Here is a 17,039-nt window from a genome sequence, read left to right as displayed (position 1 = left end):
CCGACTGAGGCTCCCCCGCAAGGCCCCGACCCAAAGGTCGGGGCCTTCATTCAGAACGACCGAATCAGTTTCACTGGATCGCTCCCTAGCGACGGAACCAGCAGCGCCTTTTGGCTCGCAAAATAAGCCAAGAACGACTATTATAGTCGTAGTTCTGGCGTGCGCGTAGGTCCGAGTGGGAGGTGATCATGCATGATCACCGCCCGACAATCTCGGGCCGCGCGCGCGTTGCTGGGTTGGACACAGGAGACGCTCGCTGACCGGGCCCGGGTATCTTTGACCGCGCTGAAGCGCCTCGAATCCACAAGTGGCCTCGAGGTCTACGAGAGCACGCGCGATGAGATACGGCGCGCCTTCGAACGTGGCGGGATCGTTTTCCTTAACTCCGACCAGGGTGTGGGAGTCATGCTTGTTGATGGAAAAAAGGAAGGCTGACCGATCAACAGGCGACCGTCTCGCCGGTGCGCGACGTTCCCATGGCGCCAGGAGGTCATATCCTCACATCAGCGTTAACAATCCCCTTCAAAACGGATACATCTGTCCGAGGGGGACGTGGTGACCAAGCAAGACTTTCTCGATCAGCCACCCGGCGGAGCAGCGCTCACGGCCTATGACCGAGCGCACCTGAAACTGTATCTGCGCCTTCTTGATGCCGACGCGGAAGGCGCGGACTGGAAAGAGGTCGTCAGGGTGTTGTTCGGTATTTGTGCCAAAACAGAACCCGAACGCGCCGCGCATATCCACGCCGCTCACCTTTCCCGCGCCAAGTGGATGACGCAGAGCGGCTTCGGTGAACTCCTGGGTCCTCGTCTCCATTGAGGTGATGCAGGATCTGCATCACGTCGGTTGGTCTTCGTTCTTCCCGGCGGTGACACAACTTGGAATCGTCTCAACCGCAAAACTCGCGTTGCGTAACATTTGCGCGGAGGCGGCTGAGGATGTCCGAAGAAGAAAGTTGGCGGTCAGATGCCGCCTATGACTATGTCGACAAGCTGTCCCCTGGTGACCTCGCCTGGGAATTTCTGCGACGTAACCCCGAATACAGAAAATCATATCGTGAGTTGATCGCCACTGGTCGGCTTACCGACGATGTCGCGCGCGCTTTCGCCGAGCAATGGGGGTTGCGATTTCCCTATCGATCCACAAGCAAGCGCGCTGACGCAGCCGATTTTCTGGACCCCGCAAGTCGATCCCGGCGCAATCATATTCGCCGTTGGGCCGCCCCCTGAGGGCAGCTCCATCACCGGCGAAATGCTGCGTCTGCGCGCAATAATCCAGCACGGCCGGGATCTTCTCCGGCTCGAATTGCGCGGCGAGCGCTATGACATACTGCTTGTAGAGCCGGACGCACAGGGTCCGCTTGGCATTCACATCATCTTCGACGACTTGATGCCAGACCGGAAAACAACGCTCGAGCGTTTTTGGAACGCGATGGCCGGCAAACGCGTGCCGCACGACCCTCGTCTGACACCTCAGCGTCACCAGCGCGCCCGCCAGATGCTTCGTGCCATCGACGCGCGGTTCGTCGGATCGACCTATCGCGACATCGCCGAAGTACTCTTTCCAAACCACGAACATGATCCAGCAAAATGGGTCGATAGCCCATTCCGTGTGATGATGAGCCGTCTTGTCAGAGACGGCATGGCCTTCGTGCGCGGCGGATATCGCACGCTTCTGCGTCGCCCGCGCCGCCACCGCTGACCGCCCCCCGGGGTCGCGGATAACAACTTAACTTCGTTCCTGCCCCGAACGCCGCCTTCCCGCCACCGTGCTCACAATCCGCCGCTCACCCGATGCGGCCACCGCGAGACCACGGAGGTTCGATCATGGCCGAAAGCGCCGCCAATCTACCGCTACGATACCTGAGAACGCAGGAAGCGGCACGCGTCCTCGGACTCTCCGAGCGCACCCTCGAAAAGCATCGAACCTATGGCACCGGCCCCAACTATCGAAAGCTCGGCGGCCGCGTCGTCTATTCGATAGACGATCTCCAGACATGGGCCGATCGCGGCCTTGTCATCTCGACCTCCGACCCCCGTGCCGGCACCGTGCTCCCTGCCAAGCGCCAGCCCGCCGCCCCTGCCGCCGGCGGCCGCTTCCCGCGCTGAGCCGACCTGCCATGTCGTACCCCCACCGGCATCGCGATGAACGTGCGCAGCTCGACCTGTTCCGAGCGCTGCCCGGCGATCTTGCGCCCCGCGATGCGCAGGATCTCATGGCCTATCCGTTCTTCTCGCTGGCCAAGTCGAAGCGCCTCGCGCCCATAGACTTCAAAGCGGGTTCGGTGAAGATCCGCGTCGAGGCAGTCGCCGAGCACGGAATGGCGACGATCTGGGACGCCGACGTTCTGATCTGGGCCGCCTCGCAGATCGTCGAAGCACGCGATCTCGGCCTGCGGCCGTCGCGCCTGATGGCGACCACCCCCTATGAAATCCTCAACTTCATCGGCCGCGGCGTGTCACTCCGCGACTACGACCGCCTGAAGGCTGCGCTCGACCGGCTTCAGTCGACCACGGTGGCGACCTCGATCCGCCAACCGACCGAGCGGCGGATGCACCGCTTCTCCTGGATCAACGAGTGGAAGGAGCGCGCGGATGATCGCGGGCGCCCCCTCGGACTCGAACTGATAGTCCCCGACTGGTTCTACGGCGCGGTCCTCGACGACGCGCTCGTGCTGACCATCGACCGCAATTATTTCGGTCTGACGGGAGGCCTGGAGCGCTGGCTGTACCGCCTCGTGCGCAAGCACGGCGGCAAGCAGGAGTTTGGCTGGAGTTTCGACTTCCCGCATCTCCACGCCAAGTCGGGCAGCCTCTCGCCGCTCAAGCACTTCGCCTACGACCTCCGCGACATCGTCAAACGCCAGCCGCTGCCCGGCTACCGCCTGGCTATCGAGCAATGCGTCGGCGGTCCCGAAATCCTGTCGTTCGTGCCGACCGATCCGGATGCCCTCGGCATCCCGCGCCGTCGTCGCCGGACCAAACCTCACCCTGGGGATAAGCTGTGAATCGTCTCGTGCTATCAGGGACCGGCACTATCGTGCCATCGGGGACCGGACTCTCGTGCTATCGGGGACCGGAATCGCCGAATCCTCGCGCTGAATCAGCAGCTTGCGAGCCCCGTAACTTATCTAACCTAGATTCCTACGGAATCTTTCTAACGCGACCGCCGTTTTCGGCCGCTGTGGACGAGTCCCCGATCGCCGGGAGACCGTCATGATCGTCGCGCTCCTCAATCAGAAAGGCGGCGTCGGCAAGACGACATTGGCGTTGCATCTCGCTGGTGAATGGGCACGCCGTGGACGGCGCGTCACGTTGATCGACGCCGATCCGCAGGGCTCGGCGCTCGACTGGTCGCAGCAGCGCAGCCGTGAAGGACTGGAGCGGCTGTTCGGTGTCGTCGGCCTGGCCCGCGACACACTCCACCGCGAAGCGCCGGAGTTGGCGCGCGATGTCGATCACGTCGTCATCGACGGGCCGCCGCGCGTCGCCGGCCTGATGCGCTCGGCATTGCTTGCTGCCGACCTGGTGCTGATCCCGGTGCAGCCATCGCCGCTCGACGGCTGGGCGTCGGCCGAGATGCTGACACTGCTCGGCGAGGCGCGGATCTACCGCCCGGAATTAAAAGCCCGGTTTGTGCTGAACCGCTGTGCGGCCCGCACTGTGCTTGCCCGCGAGACCGCTGAGACGCTCGCCGACCATGATCCGCCGCCGCTCCTGACCACCATCGGTCAGCGTATCGCCTTCGCCGATGTCGTGCAGACCGGACGGCTCGCGGCCGAGCAGGACAATACATCGCCCGCCGCGCGGGAAATCGCCGCGCTCGCAGCTGAAGTCACGAGGATCGGGGCATGAGCGAGCGATCCTTGAAACGCGGTTTTGCATCCCGACCGGCCGATCCGGAAAGCTGGATCAAGGCACCAGACCGTCCGTCGCCGCGCGCGGACACCGCCGCCGAATTTACCGCCAGGCTGACGATCGACGTCACCGCCGACATGCGCGGCCGGATCAAGATCGCCGCCTTCCAGCGCGGACAGACGGTCGCCGACATGCTGCGCGCCCTGTTCGAGCGCGAGTTCCCCACCAGCGAAGGAGAGCCGCGATGATCGGTGTCGCCGACACGTCGCTGCGCAGCGGCTTGCCGCACGCGCCTGCGGCCGATGCACTGACCCATGTCGAATTGACGTGGGTCGAGAGGAAGATCGAATTCTGGATCAGGTTCGGTCGCGAGGCTGCCGAACAGATCCTCGACCGCCGCCGGCGCGTCGTGTCGTTCGCGCCGGACAGCGTCTTCGCCTTCGTTCGCTGGACCTCCAACGAATACGGCACCGCACTTTCGCGCCTCGACATCGTGCGCGCCGTCGGCGCGGGCGAGCGCTGCCAGACCCTGCCATTCGTGCGCCCCGGCGGCGACATCCTGTTGCGCGCCGACGGCTGGCCGAAGGTCGCGCGCGTCCTCCAACTCATCGATGCCATCGAAGCGCGCGGCATCGGCGCGATCGACGTTTCGCCCGATCACTGGCGACACGTCCACAACCGTCTGACGGCCGGTGAAGCACCGTGCGCCTACGACGCGCCGCAGCATCGTGCCTTCCTCCTGCGCCGGAGGATCACGCCATGAGCCGCTTTGGATACGTCATGACGACGTACTTGGCGGTGATGCTGATGGGCATCCTGTCGATCGTGTCCTTCGCGCCGAAGCTGATCTGGAATGCCTCCGCGAGCACGCCGATCGGCCTCTATGCGATCAGCGCCAGCGACGGATTGGAAGCGTCCGACCTCGTCGCCGTAGCGGCGCCGGAGCCGATCGCCACGTTCCTTGCCGATGGCGGATATCTGCCGAGCGGCGTGCCGCTGCTGAAGCGCGTCGCGGGTCTGCCCGGTCAACGTGTGTGCCGATCCGGCCACACAATCACCGTCGACGGCCAGGCCATCGGCGACGCGCTCGACCGTGATCGCCGGGGCCGCGAACTGCCGATCTGGCAGGGATGCCGCGTCATCGCCGACGACGAGTTGTTCCTGATGAACTGGCAGGTCCGCGACAGCCTCGACGGCCGTTACTTCGGCCCGCTCCCCGCCAGCTCGGTCATCGGCCGGGCCACCCCCCTCTACACTGACGAGGACGGCGATGACCGCTTCGTCTGGCGCGCGCCGACGCGGTGACGGCACGCCCATGACCTTGCCCGCCGCAATCTGAAGGAGACGCCCCATGTCCGTTATCGGTCAATTCACGCGCGAAAATGACGGTTTCATCGGCCACCTGATGACGCTGTCATTGCACCAGGACATCATCATCGTTCCGGCTGAACCGTCCGATGCCAAGAATGCGCCGGACTTCCGTGTCCATGTTCTCGATAGCATGAACAACGAAACCGGCGCGGAGATCGGTGCAGGGTGGAAGCGCACCGGCGAGAAGGCCGGCGACTACGTCTCGCTGCAGATCGACGATCCGACCTTCGGTCATCCGATCCGCGCTAACCTCTTCCAGTCCGCCGACGACAAGTCCGCCTGGGGCTTGCACTGGAACCGTCCGCCCAAGCGCGCCGAGCGGGACTGAACGATGTCGGTCCCGCTTCCCCAACCCGTTGCCGGGTGGTCAAACACCGCCCGGCACACAGCCCTCCTTCTCCTTTCCGGCCTTCTGCTGTCCGCGCCGCTCTGCGTCACCGCGGATGCGCAGACCGTGTCGGCCGAGCGCCCCTCTCGCGTCGATCCCTACGCCGCGTTCATCGCCGAGGCCGCGCAACGGTTCGGCATTCCCGAGCACTGGATACGCGCCGTCATGCGCGTCGAAAGCGCAGGCGACGTGCGAGCGATCTCTTCGGCTGGCGCGATGGGACTGATGCAGATCATGCCCGCCACATGGACCGATCTGCGCGCCCGTCACCGGCTCGGCGCGAATCCCTACGATCCACGCGACAACATTCTGGCGGGCGCCGCTTATCTTCGCGAGATGCACGACCGCTATGGTTCGCCCGGCTTCCTTGCGGCGTACAATGCTGGTCCCGGCCGCTACGAAGAGTATCTCGCGGGCCGACCTTTACCGGCTGAAACGCGCGCCTATGTCGCCGCGCTCGCGCTCATTATCGGCGGCGGAGATGCGCTTGCTCCCGTCACGGTCGCGGCGGCCGATCCCTACGCCTGGACACGCTCGCCACTCTTCATCGTGCAATCCGAGCGCGCCACGACCGCTGCTCCGACACCCGGCGATCGCACCTCGAACGACACCCCGGCTGCGACTCCGGTGCGCGAAGCCACAGCCATCGCTCCGCAATCCGGAGGCCTGTTTGTCGCCCGAAATGGCGATGGGGGGCCGCGATGACGGTGTTCGCAGCATTTCGTGGAATAGCGTGCTCTGGCGGGGGATGGGCGGTCCGAGGAGGAGGAGCAGGCAACACAACCGCACGATGGCAGGATAAAGGGGCGCGATGTGCGCCTTGGTTCGGTCGTGCTTTTTCAAAGGGTTATGACGCAATTTCGCGAAGTGCGCCTCATCGGCGCAGCCTGCGCATCGGCGCATTCTGTAAGAATATCATCGCTTTGCCGCGATGTGCGGAGCGTCGGGCATGACCGACGAGCACGATTTCCGCATCCGGCCAGGCCGCATCCGCTCGACCAGCGCGCAGCGGGCGCGGCCCTTCATCGCCCAAGCGCTGGCGGCCGCCCAGCGCGCCGGCGGCAGCGTCTCCCGGCAAGGGAAGATCGGCTCGGGAGCGCGGTCCCGGTTCGGGCGCGGCCAGCGCGCCTCGATCCAGGCGAACCGCCTCATCACCGCCCGCTCGCGCGGCGCGGTCATCAAGGCGCGCGTCGTTCGCCACGGCGGGCGGTCAGCGCCGCTCTCGACGCATCTCGATTATCTGCGCCGCGACGGCGTCACCCGCGACGGGGAGAAGGCCCGGCTGTTCGGACCGGGCGGGGATGATGTCGACGCCAAGGATTTCGCGGAGCGGTCTGAGGACGACCGCCACCATTTCCGCTTCATCGTCTCGGCAGACGACACGTTGGAAATGTCCGACCTCAAGGGCTTCACCCGCGAGCTGGTCGGCCAGATGGAGAAGGATCTTGGCACGCGGCTCGAATGGGTCGCGGTCGATCACTGGAACACCGAGCATCCGCATGTCCATCTGATCGTGCGCGGCGTGCGCGATGACGGCGAGAACCTGGTCATCTCGCGAGACTATATAAAGGAGGGCATGCGCGATCGGGCGCGCGACCTGATCACCCAGGAGCTGGGGCCGCGCACCGATCAGGAGATCCGGCAGACGCTGGAGCGCCAGATCAACGTCGATCGCTGGACCAACCTCGATCGCCAGCTCGCCCGCGACGCCTATCGCACCGGCGTCGTCGACCTCGCGCCACATGCGGATCGGCAGCCCGACGAATTCCATGCACTGAAGATCGGTCGGCTGCGCAAGCTCGAAGGCCTCGGGCTCGCCGACGAGATCGGTCCCGGCCAGTGGACGATATCGGACAAGGCCGAGGCGACGCTGCGCGAACTCGGCGAGCGCGGCGACATCATCAAGCGCATCCATCATGGCCTGACCGAACGCGGCATCGAGCGCGGCGCGGCGAGCTATGTGCTGGCCTCGGAGAGCCTCAACGATCCGGTCATCGGGCGCATGGTCGCCCGCGGCCTCGACGACGAGCTGAAGGGCACGGCTTTCGCCGTCGTCGACGGGGTCGACGGCCGCACCCACCACATCAAGCTGCCCGACCTCGACGCGGCCGGCGACAGCGCACCGGGCTCGATCGTCGAGCTTCGGAAATTCGACGATGCCCGTGGCCAGCGCCGCGTCGCGATCGCGGTGCGCGCCGATCTCGACATCGAACGGCAGGTCACCGCGGCCGGCGCCACCTGGCTCGACCGGCAGAATATCGCCCGCGAGCCGGCGGCGCTCGGCGGCGGCTTCGGCGCCGAGGTGCGCGACGCCATGGACCGGCGGGCCGAGCATCTTGTTGGCCAGGGCCTCGCCGAACGCCAAAAGCGCGGCGTCAGCTTCCAACCCGGCCTGGTCGACACGCTGCGGCGTCGCGAGCTGGAGTCGGTTGCCCAACGCATCGCCGCCGAGACCGGACGGCCGCAGGTCAAACCTGAATCCGGCGAATATGTCACCGGCACCTACCAGCGGCGGATGAACCTCGCGAGCGGCCGCTTCGCGATGATCGACGACGGGCTCGGCTTCAGCCTCGTGCCCTGGACGCCGTCACTCGAAAAGCAGCTCGGCCGTCACGTCTCTGGCGTCGCCCGCAGCGACGGCGGCGTCGACTGGAGCTTCGGCCGCCAGCGGGGGCTCGGCCTGTGACCACCATCCCAAGCGAAAGGACCCCGCCATGTCCGCCACCAAAATCCTCTGGGGCCAGATCCTCACCGTCTTCGCCATCGTCCTGTTGACGACATGGGCCGCTACGCAATGGACGGCCTACAGGCTCGGCTTCCAGCCACAGCTCGGGCCGCCATGGTTCATGCTCGGTCATTGGCCGATCTACTATCCGTGGTCCTTCTTTCCCTGGTGGTACTTCTACGACGCCTATGCGCCGCCGATCTTCGTCGAGGGCGCCTACATCGCGGCGTCCGGCGGCTTCATCTCGATCGCCGTCGCCATAGGCATGTCGGTCTGGCGAGCCCGCGAGGCGAAGAACGCCGAGACCTTCGGCTCGGCGCGCTGGGCCCGCCATGACGAAGTGCGCGGCGCCGGCTTGCTCGGCGAGGACGGCGTGGTGCTCGGGAAGTTCGACCACGCTTATCTTCGGCACGATGGACCCGAGCATGTGCTGTGCTTCGCACCGACCCGCTCCGGCAAGGGCGTCGGCCTTGTCGTGCCGTCGCTGCTCACCTGGCCAGGCTCAGCGATCGTTCATGACATCAAGGGCGAGAACTGGACGCTGACCGCCGGCTTCCGTGCCCGACATGGCCGCGTGCTCCTCTTCGACCCGACCAACGCGAAGTCCGCCGCCTACAATCCGCTGCTCGAGGTGCGCCGCGGCGAATGGGAGGTCCGCGACGTGCAGAACATCGCCGATATCCTGGTCGATCCGGAGGGCAGCCTCGAAAAGCGGAACCACTGGGAGAAGACCAGCCACGCGCTTCTGGTCGGCGCGATCCTGCATGTCCTCTACGCGGAGGCGGACAAGACGCTCGCCGGTGTCGCCGCCCTCCTCTCCGATCCGAAGCGACCGATCGAGTCCACGTTGGCGGCGATGATGAAGACCGCCCATCTCGGGGACAGCGGACCGCATCCGGTAATCGCGTCGGCCGCCCGCGAGCTGCTCAACAAGTCCGACAACGAGCGCTCCGGCGTGCTCTCGACCGCCATGTCGTTCCTCGGCCTCTATCGCGATCCCGTCGTCGCCGAGGTGACGCGCCGCTGCGACTGGCGCATCGCCGACATCGTTGGCGCCAAGCAGCCGACCAGCCTTTACCTGGTGGTGCCGCCGTCGGACATTGCCAGGACCAAGCCGCTCATTCGCCTCATCCTCAACCAGATCGGCCGGCGTCTGACCGAGGATCTCAAGGCCAAGGGCAACCGGCATCGGCTGCTGCTGATGCTCGACGAGTTTCCGGCGCTCGGCCGACTCGACTTCTTCGAATCCGCGCTCGCCTTCATGGCCGGCTATGGCCTGAAGGCGTTCCTGATCGCGCAGTCGCTGAACCAGATCGAGAAGGCCTACGGGCCGAACAACTCGATCCTCGACAACTGCCACCTCCGCGTCAGCTTCGCGACCAACGACGAGCGGACCGCCAAGCGCGTCTCCGACGCACTCGGCACCGCGACCGAGATGCGCGCCATGCGCAACTATGCCGGCCATCGTCTTTCGCCCTGGCTCGGTCACCTGATGGTCTCCCGCTCGGAGACCGCCAGGCCGCTGCTCACGCCCGGCGAGATCATGCAGCTCCCGCCCGCCGACGAGATCGTCATGGTCGCCGGCACGCCGCCGATCCGCGCGAAGAAGGCGCGCTACTACGAGGATCACCGCTTCAAGGATCGGATCATGGCGCCGCCGGCGCTCACCAGGCCGACGCAGCCGGGAATGGATGATTGGAGCCGTCTACCACTTCCAGCCCGGCCGGCGAGCACGGTATCGCCAGGCGCGGCTGTCATCGAGGATGGCGGTGACGAAGATCCGACCGGATCGGAGCGTCGCCACCAGCCGGAGCTGGAACGCGCCGCGTCGGTCGAGAAGAAGGCGCCGATCGAGAACGAGTTCGACGGCGGATTCGACGACGAGGCCGATGACGACGCGGCCCGGATCAGCCGTGCCAACCAGATCATGCAGGGCGTGGCGCGTCAGGTCTCCCTCGACCCGAACGACGGCATGGAGCTGTGAGGCGGCCATGGCCAATCCATCGAAGAAGCAGCGCCTGTCGGTCTATCTCGAACCCGAGGTGATGAAGGCGCTTGCGGCCTATGCGGCCCGGCGCGATCAGTCGCGCTCGCTCATCGCCGAGGCGGCGATCGCGTCCTTCCTGTCGCCGGACGCCGCCGAACGGCAGGAGGCGGCGACGACCAAACGCCTCGACCAGCTCGACCGTCGCATGACGCGCATGGAGCGCGACGTCGGCATCTCGATCGAGATGCTCGCCGTCTTCGTACGGTTTTGGCTGACCACCAATCCGCCGCTGCCGGAGCCAGCTCAGGCCGCTGCACGCGCCCAGGCCGGCGAGCGCTACGACGCCTTCGTCGCGGCGCTCGGGCGCAGACTCGCCAAGGGTCCGAAGCTCCGGCAGGAGATTTCCGAGGACATCGACCCCGCGCGCGACGCGCAATAAGCAGCGATTGCGGCAACTCAAGTATTCAGAGATCCCGCCGAACACCTGTCTTTGTACGCCACAGTACGACAGGCGAAACAACCTGTTGCCGAGGGCCGATTTACGGTTCTCTTAATCATCCCCGATCCAGGGACGGCCTGACGCGGTCCCGCAAAGAACGGGGACAACGTGGCCAGTTCTTCCGAGAAATCTGAGGCGATACTTCGCGGGGCCCGCATGCTGCGGACCGCACTCGGCCCCGCCATAGCCGGTTTCCTTGGAGACGCCAGCGTCGTCGAGGTGATGCTCAACCCCGACGGCCGTCTCTGGATCGACCGGCTCTCGGAAGGTTTGTCGGACACGGGCGAGCGACTCTCGGCGGCCGACGGCGAGCGCATCGTGCGCCTGGTCGCCCACCATGTCGGCGCCGAGGTCCATGCCGGCAACCCGCGCGTCTCGGCCGAACTGCCGGAAACGGGAGAGCGGTTCGAGGGGCTTCTGCCCCCGGTAGTGGCGGCGCCGGCCTTCGCAATCCGCAAGCCCGCCGTCGCCGTCTTCACGCTGCAGGACTACGTCGCCGCCGGCACCATGACCGCCGAGCAGGCCGAGATCCTGCGCCAGGCCGTCGCCGATCGCCGCAACATCCTCGTGGCGGGCGGCACCTCGACCGGCAAGACGACGCTGACCAACGCGCTGCTCGCCGAGGTCTCGAAGACCTCCGACCGCGTCGTGCTCATCGAGGACACCCGCGAGCTGCAATGTTCCGCGCCGAACCTTGTCGCCATGCGAACCAAGGACGGCGTCGCGACACTTTCCGATCTCGTGCGCTCCTCGTTGCGCCTGCGACCCGACCGCATCCCGATCGGCGAGGTGCGCGGCGCCGAGGCGCTCGACCTGCTCAAGGCCTGGGGCACCGGCCACCCCGGCGGGATCGGCACCATCCACGCCGGCACTGCGCTCGGTGCGCTGCGCCGTCTCGAGCAACTCATCCAGGAAGCCGTCGTCACCGTCCCGCGCGCGCTGATCGCCGAGACGATCGATCTCGTCGCGGTCCTCTCGGGCCGCGGTTCGACCCGGCGCCTGGCCGAACTCGGTCTCGTCGAGGGGCTCGCCCCCGACGGCGACTACCGCGTCCGCCCCGCAGCCCAGTCCCCCGAAGGAGAACCCGCATGATCCGCCGTGCCCTGCATTTTCGTCGCCATGTCGCGACAACCGCATCCGTCCTCTTCACCAGCCTCCTGCTCGCGCCGGCCGCTCACGCCTCCGGCTCCTCGATGCCGTGGGAAGCGCCTCTGCAATCGATCCTCGAATCCATCGAAGGCCCGGTCGCCAAGATCGTCGCGGTGATCATCATCATCGTCACCGGCCTGACGCTCGCCTTCGGCGACACGTCGGGCGGCTTCCGCCGCTTGATCCAGATCGTCTTCGGCCTGTCGATCGCGTTTGCCGCGTCGAGCTTCTTCCTGTCGTTCTTCTCGTTCGGCGGCGGAGCGCTCGTCTGATGCCGGGCCTGATCGAGAGTGGCGGCGACGTGCCCGGCTACAGCGTCCCGGTCCACCGCGCCTTGACCGAGCACATCCTGCTCGGCGGCGCGCCCCGGGCCATTGCCATCCTCAACGGCACGCTCGCCGCCGCTCTCGGCCTCGGTCTTCGCCTCTGGCTGGTCGGCCTCGGTCTCTGGGCCATCGGCCATTTCGCCGCCGTCTGGGCGGCCAAGCGCGACCCGCAATTCGTCGACGTCGGCCGCCGACACCTCCGCATCCCCGGTCACCTGAACGTCTGAGGCGCGCCATGATGAACCTCGCCGAATATCGACGCTCCTCGACCCGCCTTGCGGACTTCCTGCCCTGGGCGGCGCTGGTCGCGCCCGGCGTCGTCCTCAACAAGGACGGCTCGTTCGAGCGCAGCGCGCGGTTCCGCGGACCCGATCTCGATTCCGCCGTGCAGGCCGAGCTGGTCGCTGTCGCGGGCCGCCTCAACAGCGCCTTCCGCCGCCTCGGCAGCGGATGGGCGATCTTCGTCGAGGCGCAACGCCATGCCGTTGGCGCCTATCCAGCAAGCCGCTTTCCCGATGCCGCATCGGCCATGGTCGATGCCGAGCGCAAGGCCGACTTCGAAGAGGACGCGGTCCATTACGAGTCGAGCTACTTCCTGACATTCACCTTCCTGCCGCCGGCCGAGGATGCCGCGCGCGCCGAGAGCTGGCTTTACGAAGGCAAGGCCGAACGAGGCGTCGACGCCTGGGAGGCGCTGCGCGGCTTCGTCGACCGCACCGACCGCATCCTGCAGCTCGTCGAAGCTTTCATGCCGGAATGCGCGTGGCTCGATGATGTCGAGACGCTGACCTATCTGCACTCGACGGTCTCCACGAAGCGCTATCGCGTGCGCGTTCCGGAGACGCCGATGTATCTCGACGCGCTGGTCGCCGACCAGCCGCTCACCGGCGGGCTGGAGCCGCGCCTTGCCGACGCGCATCTGCGCATCCTGACGATCGTCGGATTTCCGACCGCGACGACGCCCGGCATCCTCGACGATCTCAATCGGCTCGCCTTCCCGTATCGCTGGTCGACCCGGGCGATCCTGCTCGACAAGACCGACGCGACCAAACTGCTAACCAAAATCCGCCGGCAGTGGTTCTCCAAGCGCAAGTCGATCGCCGCGATCCTCAAGGAGGTGATGACCAACGAGGCGAGCGCCCTGGTCGATACCGACGCCGCCAACAAGGCCGCCGATGCCGATCTGGCGCTGCAGGAACTCGGCGCCGACTATGCCGGCCAGGCCTATGTCACCGCGACGATCGCCGTCTGGGACAACGATCCCCGCGTCGCGTCCGAGAAGCTCCGTCTGGTCGAGAAGGTGATCCAGGGCCGCGACTTCACCGCGATGCCCGAGACGATCAACGCGGCCGACGCCTGGCTCGGATCGCTGCCGGGCCACGTCTACGCCAATGTGCGTCAGCCGCCGATCTCGACGCTCAATCTCGCCCACATGATCCCGCTTTCGGCGGTGTGGGCGGGGCCGGAACGGGATGAGCACTTTGGTGCGCCCCCCTTGCTGTACGGCAAGACCGAAGGATCCACCCCGTTCCGGTTCTCCATTCACGTCGGCGACGTCGGCCACACCCTGGTGGTCGGCCCGACCGGCGCGGGCAAGTCGGTGCTGCTGGCGCTGATGGCGCTGCAGTTTCGCCGCTACGCCGGCGCCCAGGTCTTCGCCTTCGACTTCGGCGGCTCGATCCGCGCCGCCGCCATCGCCATGGGCGGCGACTGGCACGATCTCGGCGGCGGCCTGACCGAGGGCTCGGCCGACAGCGTCGCGCTTCAGCCCCTCTCCCGGATCGACGAGGCCTCCGAACGCGCCTGGGCCGCCGACTGGATCGTCGCCATCCTGATGCGCGAGACCATCCAGGTCACGCCCGAGGTCAAAGAGCTGATCTGGACGGCGCTGTCGTCGCTGGCGAGCGCGCCCACGGCCGAGCGCACCATGACCGGCCTGTCGGTGCTGCTGCAGTCGAACGACCTGAAGCAGGCGCTGCGGCCATATTGCGTCGGCGGGCCCTATGGCCGGCTGCTCGACGCCGAGAGCGAGCATCTCGGCGTCGCCACCGTGCAGGCCTTCGAAACGGAAGGCCTGATCGGGACGGCCGCGGCCCCGGCGGTGCTCTCCTATCTCTTCCACCGCATCGAGGACCGGCTAAACGGTGAGCCGACGCTGATCATCGTCGACGAAGGCTGGCTTGCCCTCGACGACGAGGGCTTTTCCGGCCAGCTCCGCGAGTGGCTGAAGACGCTGCGCAAGAAGAACGCCAGCGTCGTCTTCGCCACCCAGTCGCTCTCCGACATCGACGGCTCGGCGATCGCGCCGGCCATCATCGAAAGCTGCCAGACCCGGATCCTGCTGCCGAACGAACGGGCGATCGAGCCGCAGATCACGGCGATCTACCGCCGCTTCGGCCTGAACGACCGGCAGATCGAGATCCTCGCCAGGGCCATGCCCAAGCGGGATTATTACTGCCAGAGCCGCCGCGGCAACCGGCTGTTCGAGCTGGGCCTCGCCGACGTCGCGCTCGCGCTCTGCGCGGCGTCTTCCAAGACCGACCAGGCCGCCATCGACCGCCTCGTCACCGAGCACGGGCGCGAGGGCTTCCTCGCGGCGTGGCTGCGCCATCGCGGAGTCAATTGGGCTGCCGACCTCATTCCCAACCTCACCAACCTGGAGAGTCAGCCATGAAACTGCGTGTCCCCCGCGCGGCGTTCGCCGCCGCCATTCTCGCCGCGCCGCTGTCGGTATCGCCGGTGCTGATCGCGCCGGCCTCGGCCCAATGGATCGTCTACGATCCCACCAACTACGCCCAGAACCTGCTGTCGGCGACCCGCGCGCTGCAGCAGATCAACAACCAGATCACGTCCCTTCAGAATGAAGCGACGATGCTGATCAACCAGGCACGCAACCTCACGAGCCTGCCGTTCTCCTCGCTCCAGCAGCTTCAGCAGTCGGTTCAGCGGACCCAGCAGCTCCTCAGCGAGGCCCAACGCATCGCCTACAACGTCCAGAACATCGACCAGGCCTTCCGCACCAACTACGGGGCCGGAAGCGCCTCGATGAGCGCGTCCGATCAGCAACTCGTCGCCCAGGCGAAGGAACGCTGGAACAACACGGTCTCGGGACTCCAAGACGCGATGCGCGTCCAAGCCGGCGTCGTCGGCAACATCGACACCAACCGCACGCAGATGTCGGCGCTCGTCGGCCAGAGTCAGGGCGCGACCGGCGCCTTGCAGGCGGCGCAGGCCGGCAATCAGCTTCTCGCGCTGCAGGCCCAGCAGCTCGCCGATCTCACCGCCGTCGTCTCCGCCAATGGCCGCGCCCAGGCGCTCGCCGAGGCCGAGCGGTCGGCGGCCGCCGAACAGGGCCGCGAGCAGCGCCGCCGTTTCCTGACGCCGGGCGCCGGCTACCAGCCCGGCAACGCGCAGATGTTCCCCGGCAGCAACTGAGGGCGCGGCGATGGACGGAAAGATTCTCGCTCGTGTCGGCGCCATCGGCTTCGTGACCTGTGCGATCACGGCGACGGCCATCGAGCTCTCCCGCAAGGACGAACCGCCACTCTATCGCAGCCTCGCCGCGGCGACCGAAACGGGCGTCGACCCGCTCAAAGCCGAGCTGCGGCGCTGCCAGCAGCTCGGGGAAGCCGGGACCCGTGATCCCGCCTGCCTTCAGGCCTGGGCGGACAACCGCGACCGCTTCCTCAAGCCGTCGCAGAACCTGCAGCCGCAGCCGGCGCCGCAGGCGCCGGGCCCGCATGGTCAGCCGCAGAACCGGCCGGCCGCGCGCGACCCCGCCGTCAACGAGACCGCGCCAGCGATCGACTCCCACACGAACGAGGCGCGTTGAGACCATGGGCGGCACCGGCGTCATCGACCATTTCCTGGAGGTCTTCACCCGCTACATCGATAGCGGTTTTGGCCTGCTCAGCGGCGAAGTGGCCTTCATCGCCACCACGCTGATCGTGATCGACGTGACGCTCGCCGCACTGTTCTGGAGCTGGGGCGCCGACGACGACATCATGGCGCGGTTGGTCAGAAAGACGCTCTTCGTCGGCGTGTTCGCCTACCTGATCGGCAACTGGAACAATCTGGCCCGCATCATCTTCGAGAGCTTCGCCGGCCTCGGGCTGAAGGCGTCCGGCACCGGCTTCACAGTCGCCGACATGATGCGGCCAGGAAAGGTCGCCCAGACCGGGCTTGATGCCGGACGGCCGCTGCTCGATTCCATCTCCGATCTCATGGGCTACTGGAGTTTTTTCGAGAACTTCATCCAGATCGCGGTGATGTTGCTCGCCTGGGCGCTGGTGCTGCTCGCCTTCTTCATCCTCGCGATCCAGCTCTTCGTCACCTTGATCGAATTCAAGCTGACGACGCTCGCCGGCTTCGTGCTCATTCCCTTCGGTCTATTCGGCAAGAGCGCCTTCATGGCCGAGCGCGTGCTCGGCAACGTCATCTCCTCCGGCATTAAGGTGCTGGTCCTCGGCGTCATCATCGGCATCGGATCGAGCCTCTTCTCCGAATTCACCGCCGGGTTCGGTGGCCGCACGCCGACGATCGACGAAGCGATGGCGATCGTACTCGCGGCACTGACCTTGCTCGGCCTCGGCATCTTCGGGCCCGGCATCGCCAATGGCCTCGTATCTGGCGGTCCGCAGCTCGGCGCTGGCGCCGCGATCGGCACCGGGCTCGCCGCCGGCGGCATGGTCGCAGCCGGAGCCGCCACAGTCGGCGCCGTCGCCTCCGGCGGCGCGG

General features: G+C 66.6%; 21 protein-coding genes and 1 pseudogene. All 22 read left to right on the top strand.

What is annotated here, in order from left to right:
- Nucleotides 1-192 precede the first annotated feature (192 nt).
- Complete coding sequence (locus IBL25_RS17390) at nucleotides 193-435, top strand: helix-turn-helix domain-containing protein (protein WP_098107583.1); 243 nt, start codon at nucleotides 193-195, stop codon at nucleotides 433-435.
- 120 nt (nucleotides 436-555) lie between these two features.
- Nucleotides 556-819 (top strand): DNA -binding domain-containing protein, encoded by a 264-nt coding sequence (locus IBL25_RS17385; protein WP_187779802.1) that lies wholly within the window; start codon nucleotides 556-558, stop codon nucleotides 817-819.
- A 119-nt stretch (nucleotides 820-938) separates the two neighbouring features.
- Nucleotides 939-1,073 (top strand): annotated as a pseudogene (locus IBL25_RS26975) (transcriptional regulator domain-containing protein); the annotation flags it as partial.
- A gap of 16 nt (nucleotides 1,074-1,089) precedes the next feature.
- Nucleotides 1,090-1,701: a DUF2285 domain-containing protein gene (locus IBL25_RS17380; RefSeq protein WP_098107585.1), complete on the top strand. Its 612-nt coding sequence runs from the start codon at nucleotides 1,090-1,092 to the stop codon at nucleotides 1,699-1,701.
- A gap of 125 nt (nucleotides 1,702-1,826) precedes the next feature.
- The gene (locus IBL25_RS17375) at nucleotides 1,827-2,108 is read left to right on the top strand and encodes a helix-turn-helix transcriptional regulator (protein ID WP_187779801.1); all 282 of its coding nucleotides are present in this window, start codon (nucleotides 1,827-1,829) and stop codon (nucleotides 2,106-2,108) included.
- An 11-nt stretch (nucleotides 2,109-2,119) separates the two neighbouring features.
- On the top strand, nucleotides 2,120-3,007 hold the full coding sequence (locus tag IBL25_RS17370) for a replication initiator protein A (RefSeq protein WP_098107588.1): 888 nt from the start codon (nucleotides 2,120-2,122) through the stop codon (nucleotides 3,005-3,007).
- Between the two features lie 208 nt (nucleotides 3,008-3,215).
- Nucleotides 3,216-3,854 (top strand): ParA family partition ATPase, encoded by a 639-nt coding sequence (parA, locus tag IBL25_RS17365; RefSeq protein ID WP_187779800.1) that lies wholly within the window; start codon nucleotides 3,216-3,218, stop codon nucleotides 3,852-3,854.
- On the top strand, nucleotides 3,851-4,105 hold the full coding sequence (locus IBL25_RS17360; protein ID WP_187779799.1) for a hypothetical protein: 255 nt from the start codon (nucleotides 3,851-3,853) through the stop codon (nucleotides 4,103-4,105). The genes parA and IBL25_RS17360 overlap by 4 nt, the downstream gene beginning before the upstream one ends.
- The gene (locus IBL25_RS17355; RefSeq protein WP_187779798.1) at nucleotides 4,102-4,620 is read left to right on the top strand and encodes a DUF2840 domain-containing protein; all 519 of its coding nucleotides are present in this window, start codon (nucleotides 4,102-4,104) and stop codon (nucleotides 4,618-4,620) included. The genes IBL25_RS17360 and IBL25_RS17355 overlap by 4 nt, the downstream gene beginning before the upstream one ends.
- Nucleotides 4,617-5,162 carry a S26 family signal peptidase gene (locus IBL25_RS17350; RefSeq protein ID WP_187779797.1) on the top strand — a complete coding sequence of 182 codons (546 nt, stop codon included), beginning with the start codon at nucleotides 4,617-4,619 and terminating at the stop codon, nucleotides 5,160-5,162. Before IBL25_RS17355 ends, IBL25_RS17350 begins: the two co-directional genes overlap by 4 nt.
- 46 nt (nucleotides 5,163-5,208) lie before the next feature.
- A complete protein-coding gene (locus IBL25_RS17345) occupies nucleotides 5,209-5,556 on the top strand; it encodes a DUF736 domain-containing protein (RefSeq protein WP_187779796.1) in 348 nt (115 codons plus the stop codon).
- A 3-nt stretch (nucleotides 5,557-5,559) separates the two neighbouring features.
- Nucleotides 5,560-6,321 (top strand): lytic transglycosylase domain-containing protein, encoded by a 762-nt coding sequence (locus IBL25_RS17340; protein ID WP_187779795.1) that lies wholly within the window; start codon nucleotides 5,560-5,562, stop codon nucleotides 6,319-6,321.
- A 244-nt stretch (nucleotides 6,322-6,565) separates the two neighbouring features.
- On the top strand, nucleotides 6,566-8,302 hold the full coding sequence (locus IBL25_RS17335; protein ID WP_187779794.1) for a relaxase/mobilization nuclease domain-containing protein: 1,737 nt from the start codon (nucleotides 6,566-6,568) through the stop codon (nucleotides 8,300-8,302).
- Between the two features lie 28 nt (nucleotides 8,303-8,330).
- Complete coding sequence (locus IBL25_RS17330) at nucleotides 8,331-10,325, top strand: conjugal transfer protein TraG (RefSeq protein ID WP_187779793.1); 1,995 nt, start codon at nucleotides 8,331-8,333, stop codon at nucleotides 10,323-10,325.
- Between the two features lie 7 nt (nucleotides 10,326-10,332).
- Complete coding sequence (locus tag IBL25_RS17325) at nucleotides 10,333-10,767, top strand: ribbon-helix-helix protein, CopG family (protein WP_028745378.1); 435 nt, start codon at nucleotides 10,333-10,335, stop codon at nucleotides 10,765-10,767.
- A gap of 216 nt (nucleotides 10,768-10,983) precedes the next feature.
- Entirely contained in the window at nucleotides 10,984-11,919 is a 936-nt protein-coding gene (trbB, locus tag IBL25_RS17320) for a P-type conjugative transfer ATPase TrbB (protein ID WP_194433751.1), read from the top strand.
- Nucleotides 11,916-12,248 carry a TrbC/VirB2 family protein gene (locus IBL25_RS17315; protein ID WP_187779791.1) on the top strand — a complete coding sequence of 111 codons (333 nt, stop codon included), beginning with the start codon at nucleotides 11,916-11,918 and terminating at the stop codon, nucleotides 12,246-12,248. The genes trbB and IBL25_RS17315 overlap by 4 nt, the downstream gene beginning before the upstream one ends.
- Nucleotides 12,248-12,529, top strand: coding sequence for a VirB3 family type IV secretion system protein (locus IBL25_RS17310; protein WP_187779790.1), 282 nt, complete (start codon nucleotides 12,248-12,250; stop codon nucleotides 12,527-12,529). Before IBL25_RS17315 ends, IBL25_RS17310 begins: the two co-directional genes overlap by 1 nt.
- Before the next feature lie 8 nt (nucleotides 12,530-12,537).
- Complete coding sequence (gene trbE / locus IBL25_RS17305) at nucleotides 12,538-14,976, top strand: conjugal transfer protein TrbE (RefSeq protein WP_187779789.1); 2,439 nt, start codon at nucleotides 12,538-12,540, stop codon at nucleotides 14,974-14,976.
- Nucleotides 14,973-15,737: a P-type conjugative transfer protein TrbJ gene (gene trbJ / locus IBL25_RS17300; RefSeq protein ID WP_187779788.1), complete on the top strand. Its 765-nt coding sequence runs from the start codon at nucleotides 14,973-14,975 to the stop codon at nucleotides 15,735-15,737. Before trbE ends, trbJ begins: the two co-directional genes overlap by 4 nt.
- Before the next feature lie 10 nt (nucleotides 15,738-15,747).
- Nucleotides 15,748-16,134 (top strand): putative entry exclusion protein TrbK-alt, encoded by a 387-nt coding sequence (gene trbK-alt, locus IBL25_RS17295; protein ID WP_187779787.1) that lies wholly within the window; start codon nucleotides 15,748-15,750, stop codon nucleotides 16,132-16,134.
- 4 nt (nucleotides 16,135-16,138) lie between these two features.
- Nucleotides 16,139-17,039 (top strand): P-type conjugative transfer protein TrbL (gene trbL, locus IBL25_RS17290; protein ID WP_187779786.1); only part of this gene is annotated, 901 nt, incomplete at its 3' end.

It is taken from the genome of Pseudoroseomonas ludipueritiae (genome assembly GCF_014490445.1).
Classification (GTDB): domain Bacteria; phylum Pseudomonadota; class Alphaproteobacteria; order Acetobacterales; family Acetobacteraceae; genus Pseudoroseomonas; species Pseudoroseomonas ludipueritiae.
This window is presented reverse-complemented; position numbering and strand designations above follow the sequence as displayed.

Bases quoted from the DNA above. Each gene is read 5' to 3' on its own strand.
- IBL25_RS17390 (WP_098107583.1), top strand. From the start codon at position 193: ATGATCACCGCCCGACAATCTCGGGCCGCGCGCGCGTTGCTGGGTTGG.
- IBL25_RS17380 (WP_098107585.1), top strand. From the start codon at position 1,090: ATGTCGCGCGCGCTTTCGCCGAGCAATGGGGGTTGCGATTTCCCTATC.
- IBL25_RS17375 (WP_187779801.1), top strand. From the start codon at position 1,827: ATGGCCGAAAGCGCCGCCAATCTACCGCTACGATACCTGAGAACGCAG.
- IBL25_RS17370 (WP_098107588.1), top strand. From the start codon at position 2,120: ATGTCGTACCCCCACCGGCATCGCGATGAACGTGCGCAGCTCGACCTG.
- parA (WP_187779800.1), top strand. From the start codon at position 3,216: ATGATCGTCGCGCTCCTCAATCAGAAAGGCGGCGTCGGCAAGACGACA.
- IBL25_RS17360 (WP_187779799.1), top strand. From the start codon at position 3,851: ATGAGCGAGCGATCCTTGAAACGCGGTTTTGCATCCCGACCGGCCGAT.
- IBL25_RS17355 (WP_187779798.1), top strand. From the start codon at position 4,102: ATGATCGGTGTCGCCGACACGTCGCTGCGCAGCGGCTTGCCGCACGCG.
- IBL25_RS17350 (WP_187779797.1), top strand. From the start codon at position 4,617: ATGAGCCGCTTTGGATACGTCATGACGACGTACTTGGCGGTGATGCTG.
- IBL25_RS17345 (WP_187779796.1), top strand. From the start codon at position 5,209: ATGTCCGTTATCGGTCAATTCACGCGCGAAAATGACGGTTTCATCGGC.
- IBL25_RS17340 (WP_187779795.1), top strand. From the start codon at position 5,560: ATGTCGGTCCCGCTTCCCCAACCCGTTGCCGGGTGGTCAAACACCGCC.
- IBL25_RS17335 (WP_187779794.1), top strand. From the start codon at position 6,566: ATGACCGACGAGCACGATTTCCGCATCCGGCCAGGCCGCATCCGCTCG.
- IBL25_RS17330 (WP_187779793.1), top strand. From the start codon at position 8,331: ATGTCCGCCACCAAAATCCTCTGGGGCCAGATCCTCACCGTCTTCGCC.
- IBL25_RS17325 (WP_028745378.1), top strand. From the start codon at position 10,333: ATGGCCAATCCATCGAAGAAGCAGCGCCTGTCGGTCTATCTCGAACCC.
- trbB (WP_194433751.1), top strand. From the start codon at position 10,984: ATGCTGCGGACCGCACTCGGCCCCGCCATAGCCGGTTTCCTTGGAGAC.
- IBL25_RS17315 (WP_187779791.1), top strand. From the start codon at position 11,916: ATGATCCGCCGTGCCCTGCATTTTCGTCGCCATGTCGCGACAACCGCA.
- IBL25_RS17310 (WP_187779790.1), top strand. From the start codon at position 12,248: ATGCCGGGCCTGATCGAGAGTGGCGGCGACGTGCCCGGCTACAGCGTC.
- trbE (WP_187779789.1), top strand. From the start codon at position 12,538: ATGATGAACCTCGCCGAATATCGACGCTCCTCGACCCGCCTTGCGGAC.
- trbJ (WP_187779788.1), top strand. From the start codon at position 14,973: ATGAAACTGCGTGTCCCCCGCGCGGCGTTCGCCGCCGCCATTCTCGCC.
- trbK-alt (WP_187779787.1), top strand. From the start codon at position 15,748: ATGGACGGAAAGATTCTCGCTCGTGTCGGCGCCATCGGCTTCGTGACC.